Origin of the sequence: Sulfuricurvum sp. RIFOXYD12_FULL_44_77 (assembly GCF_001830725.1) — a bacterium.
Classification (GTDB): Bacteria; Campylobacterota; Campylobacteria; order Campylobacterales; family Sulfurimonadaceae; genus Sulfuricurvum; species Sulfuricurvum kujiense_A.
This window is the reverse complement of sequence record NZ_MIBU01000253.1, coordinates 1-4601: the sequence shown is the minus strand read 5'-3', so window position 1 is coordinate 4601 and position 4601 is coordinate 1. Positions and strand designations below refer to the sequence as shown.

Below are 4601 nucleotides of genomic sequence, written 5' to 3'. Positions count from 1 at the left end.
GATTATGATTCTCGAAGCAATGAAAATGGAGATCGACGTTGTCGCTCCACGCAGTGGAAAAGTAACATCAATCAGTGTCAATGTAAATGATAAAATCGAAGCCGGTCAAGTATTGGCGGTTGTCGAGTAACGTTTCAAGCGTTAATAGACTATCCCGCTCCCTCCGCCGTTGGCCGAGTGAAACACAACGGTATTATTTTTCCGTGCGTAAAAACGGATTAGCAGCTTTTGAACCGTCGGCTCAATGGAGGGTTTGAACCATCCGTTGTTGCTCACGGCGATCATATAGCGAACCTCCGGCGTATAAAGCTCTTCTCGGGTTGCTTCGTAACAGACGGCATTGCGAAAGCTCACCCCTTTGACTCTGAAATCGGTTGGGGCTCTAGCGGTGACAAAATCAGCCCCGCCTCCGAAAATCTCACGATTAACCCATCCTCGCAAAAATTCAGGGAGGGGAATGTACTCGCCGAAGGGGACGAGGATTGTTTTTTTCGCAACCGTGACGTTCCCCTGATCGAAAAGATAGGAGACGTTATAGTTGAGGTTATTTTCTTTATGCAACGTTCCTGTCAGTATGGCGATGTGAAGGGAACGTTTTGCCAGCGCTTCGGATATCGCAGTATGCTCATTCATATAGAGGGGGAATGCTGATTCGGGGAGGACGATTAGATCATACCCTTGCGCGATCGCGTCATCAATAGCATCGAAATTTTCTTGTAGAGTTTGCTCTAAACGCTCCCCCTGCCATTTAAAATCCTGCGAAATATCGGTAGAGACCAGTTTGATCTTGACATCAGGAAGGTTCGGGGTAGCATACGAGGTTTGAACCGCGCCGAGAAGAAGGATAAGGGGAAGGAGCTTTTTCCACCCCTCAAACCATACCGTTGAGGCGAGCGAAAAGAGGATGAGGGCAAACTGCCATTTGGTAAATCCCATGTAACTTTCAACGAAGATCAGTTCGGGTTGCATCCAGTTGAAATCCATTGGCCAAATATAGGTGAGACCCAATAGGATAATCGCACGGATAAGGGGATGTGCGGTGAGTGCCATTGTTCCGTAATAGAGGGCATAGACGATTCCGAATCCTAATGCGACAAACCACGTCGCCCATCCGAGACCGTAATACTGGAAACTAAATCCGATCCAATAGCACCACAGCAGTCCGATCCAAAATCCGCTGAGGAGAATAGTACGTTTGGGTGCGTGCAAAAGGGCATAAAGGGCAATAAGCCCTGAAAAAGTGTTCAAAGCTTTAGAGGTGAGAGCGAAATGTTCCCAATAGATAAAGGCTGAGAAAAAGAGGGCGATCAACAATGGAGCAAGAACGAGTTCAATAATAGGTGCAGTTCGATATTTCATAGAGTAATTATATCGTTGTTAGCCACATTTCAGTATAATGCCCCAATTTCACATTACCCAAGGAACTCCATGGAAATTGTTACTCAAATTCTCCCTTTTGTCTTTTTGATCGCTATTATGTATTTCGTGATCATTCGTCCCCAAAACCAGCAGGCTAAAAAACATAAAGAGATGATTGAAGCTCTTACCCGAGGGGATAAAATTATCACCACCGGCGGATTGATCGTTGAGATCAAAAAAGTTGAAGATACTTATTTCATGATTAAAATGAACAATGAGACCGAAGTGCGCCTTGTCAAAGATGCGGTTGCCAGAAAGTACGAGGATGAAGCTTAATTATCGCGTTGTTTTACTGATACTTGCTACCGTATTCGGTCTTTTTTTCTCATACCCCTCATTTACCCAAAGTTCCGAGGGGAAAAAGATTACGTTAGGTCTTGATTTGCAGGGCGGATTGCACATGCTTTTGGGTGTCAAAACCGAAGAAGCGGTCAATTCACAGATCAAATCTATCGCTTCGGGAATCAAACATTTTGCCGAGAGCAATGATATCTTGATCGAAGGGATCAGCGTTCGAGAAGAGAAAGTTGTATTTGAGTTGCTTGATAGTGACGATGCGTCGGCTATGGATGAACAGCTTAAAACGATTGAGGGGACAGTGATTCACGCGTCTGAGGGGAAATACGCTATTTCGATGACCCCTGAAGCGGTTGAAAAGCTCAAACTCCAAGCGGTCGATCAGGCAATCGAGACGATTCGTAACCGTCTTGATCAGTTTGGATTGGCGGAACCGACCGTTGCGAAACAAGGAATTGATAAAATTCTCGTTGAACTTCCGGGGATCAAAACACCGGAGGAAGAGCAGCGTGCACGTGAGTTGATCTCTCGTGCGGCGAAGCTTGAACTGATGGCGGTGGATGAAGATCGCTCTATGCGTGTCAATGATTTGAGCGAAGCGGAAGCGGCAACGTATGGGGACAAAATTCTCGAAGATGCCCTTCAGCCGCAAATGAAACATCTCGTCAATGAAATCCCGATTCTAGATGGGACGATGCTCACCGATGCACAGGTGGGATACGATCAAAACAACCGTCCGGTCATTAATTTTTCACTCAACTCTGCCGGTGCGCAGATTTTCGGTGATTTTACCGGTAAAAGTGTCGGCAAACGTCTTGCGATTGTGTTGGATGGCAAAGTCTATTCAGCGCCTGTGATCAATGAACGTATCGGCGGCGGATCGGGTCAAATCAGCGGGAACTATACGACCGCCGAAGCGAACGATTTGGCGATTGCGCTGCGCTCAGGGGCATTGCTTGCACCGATTTATATGATGGAAAAACGCTCGGTAGGGCCAAGCCTCGGAGCGGATAGCATCAAAGCGAGTATGATCGCGTTGATCGGCGGGTTTCTCCTTGTTGCGCTATTTATGATTCTGTATTACGGTATGGCAGGGGTAGTTGCCAATATTGCCCTTGTTGTGAATCTCCTTCTGATCCTTGCCATTATGGCATTGTTCGGAGCTACATTGACATTGCCGGGTATGGCGGGGATTGTCCTCACCGTCGGTATGGCCGTCGATGCGAATGTTATTATTACCGAGCGGATACGCGAATTGATCCGTGAGGGAAATTCGGTGCGTAAAGCGATCGAAGCGGGGTACGACAATGCAATGCGGGCAATTTTGGATGCGAACATCACAACGCTTATTGCAGCGGTTGTCCTCTACGTGTATGGAACTGGAGCGATCAAAGGGTTTGCGATTACGATCAGTATCGGTATTTTAGCTTCGATGTTGACGGCGATTGTTGGGACACACGGCATTTATCAGATACTGGAAAACCGAATGTCTAAATCCAAAACTCCGGGTAAATTTTTCGGGATCAAGGGGTAAGTATGGAATTATTTAAAGCTACCCGTTCACTTCCGTTTATGGGTAAATCGAAGATAGCGATTGTTATCTCCATTATGATGGTTTTGGGTTCGTACGCCCTCCTTTTTACCAAAGGGATGAATTTTGGTATCGATTTCGTCGGCGGAACCATCGTACAGGTTAAATATGAGGGGAGTGCACCTATCGATGAGATGCGCAAGCGTCTTAGTGGAAATGCATTGTTTGAGGGCTCCTCTATCAATGAGTTCGGCTCTCCCGATGAGGTGGTTATCCGTCTGAAAAACTCTTCTGAGAGTGTGACGCAAGATATCGGAGATACCGTTCGTGAAAAATTGGCCGGAACCGGAAAATTTGAGATACGACGTGTCGATATCGTTGGGGCAAAAGTAGGAAGCGAACTTCGTGAAAAAGGGATTATGGCTCTTACCCTTGCGGTTTTAGGGATCTTGATTTACGTCGCTTTCCGTTTTGAATGGCGTTTTGCGGTGGCCTCTGTTTTAGCACTGGTACATGATATATCCATTGCGATGGGGGCGATTGCTCTTGTAGGATTGGATGTCAATCTGGATGTTCTCGCCGCGTTGTTGACGGTTTTGGGATATTCGATTAACGATACGATTATTGTTTTTGACCGCATCCGTGAGGGGATCACCGACTCGAAAGAGACGAATTTGGAAGCTATTATCGATGAATCGATTACCAAAACACTCTCTCGTACGACATTAACATCATTGACCACCTTATTCGTGGTCATCATCCTTTTTGCTTTCGGCGGAGAGATTATTCACGCATTTGCCTTTACATTGCTTGTAGGGATCGGAATAGGGACGTACAGCTCGATTTTCGTAGCCTCGCCGATACTGAAATGGTTTGGATTTGATGTGAAGAATTATCGTGCTAAACTCTCACAAAAGGCAGCGCGCGAAGCGGAAAAAGAGCGCCTTAGGGCGCAGTTCGAACAAGGTATAGTTTAAAGGAGCCACGGATGGATTGGGGAAAAGTCGTTTATGTTTTTTTCACGCTGATGAGTTTAACCTCGGTAGCGGGGTTTTTGTACGATCATTCATCCATTATGCTGTTTGTTGCAGCGAGTTTGAATCTGATCTCAACCATTTTGAAATTGGGTGTCCGTAACCTTTTAGCGGCAGAGCTTCTCGCCGCCTCTTTGGTTGCCGATTTGCATTTGATCCCCGCATTCATCTATATGGAAGTAGTCGGCAATCTAACATGGGCTATTTCATTGGCTATCGGTGCCTTGATCGCCAATCTTTTTTCAATTTTTATGGTATTCATTGAGAGTGCTAAAGCTAAAGAGAATTACGAATAAATATAGGAGTTTTTTTTGAATTAT

The 4601-nt window shown here is 45.9% G+C and carries 6 protein-coding genes; 5 read left to right on the top strand and 1 reads right to left on the bottom strand.

Annotated elements, in window-relative coordinates:
* Nucleotides 1-4 precede the first annotated feature (4 nt).
* The gene (locus A2517_RS08980; RefSeq protein ID WP_367187994.1) at nucleotides 5-130 is read left to right on the top strand and encodes a biotin/lipoyl-containing protein; all 126 of its coding nucleotides are present in this window, start codon (nucleotides 5-7) and stop codon (nucleotides 128-130) included.
* A gap of 11 nt (nucleotides 131-141) precedes the next feature.
* Here the strand turns inward: A2517_RS08980 and A2517_RS08975 are convergent, their stop codons facing one another.
* Nucleotides 142-1359: an apolipoprotein N-acyltransferase gene (locus A2517_RS08975; RefSeq protein WP_294896239.1), complete on the bottom strand. Its 1218-nt coding sequence runs from the start codon at nucleotides 1357-1359 to the stop codon at nucleotides 142-144.
* A gap of 69 nt (nucleotides 1360-1428) precedes the next feature.
* Here A2517_RS08975 and yajC point away from each other — a divergent pair, with 69 nt between their 5' ends.
* Genes yajC through A2517_RS08955 form a run of 4 tightly spaced genes read left to right on the top strand, consistent with a single transcriptional unit; the run spans nucleotide 1429 to nucleotide 4577 of the window.
* Nucleotides 1429-1695: a preprotein translocase subunit YajC gene (yajC, locus tag A2517_RS08970; protein WP_294896237.1), complete on the top strand. Its 267-nt coding sequence runs from the start codon at nucleotides 1429-1431 to the stop codon at nucleotides 1693-1695.
* Nucleotides 1685-3250 (top strand): protein translocase subunit SecD, encoded by a 1566-nt coding sequence (secD, locus tag A2517_RS08965; RefSeq protein ID WP_294896235.1) that lies wholly within the window; start codon nucleotides 1685-1687, stop codon nucleotides 3248-3250. Before yajC ends, secD begins: the two co-directional genes overlap by 11 nt.
* 2 nt (nucleotides 3251-3252) lie before the next feature.
* Nucleotides 3253-4224, top strand: coding sequence for a protein translocase subunit SecF (secF, locus tag A2517_RS08960; protein ID WP_294896233.1), 972 nt, complete (start codon nucleotides 3253-3255; stop codon nucleotides 4222-4224).
* Nucleotides 4225-4235: 11 nt separating this feature from the next.
* Entirely contained in the window at nucleotides 4236-4577 is a 342-nt protein-coding gene (locus tag A2517_RS08955; protein ID WP_294896231.1) for a DUF6394 family protein, read from the top strand.
* Nucleotides 4578-4601: the final 24 nt, after the last annotated feature.

Bases quoted from the DNA above. Each gene is read 5' to 3' on its own strand.
- yajC (WP_294896237.1), top strand. From the start codon at position 1,429: ATGGAAATTGTTACTCAAATTCTCCCTTTTGTCTTTTTGATCGCTATT.
- secD (WP_294896235.1), top strand. From the start codon at position 1,685: ATGAAGCTTAATTATCGCGTTGTTTTACTGATACTTGCTACCGTATTC.
- secF (WP_294896233.1), top strand. From the start codon at position 3,253: ATGGAATTATTTAAAGCTACCCGTTCACTTCCGTTTATGGGTAAATCG.
- A2517_RS08955 (WP_294896231.1), top strand. From the start codon at position 4,236: ATGGATTGGGGAAAAGTCGTTTATGTTTTTTTCACGCTGATGAGTTTA.
- A2517_RS08980 (WP_367187994.1), top strand. From the start codon at position 5: ATGATTCTCGAAGCAATGAAAATGGAGATCGACGTTGTCGCTCCACGC.
- A2517_RS08975 (WP_294896239.1), bottom strand. From the start codon at position 1,359: ATGAAATATCGAACTGCACCTATTATTGAACTCGTTCTTGCTCCATTG.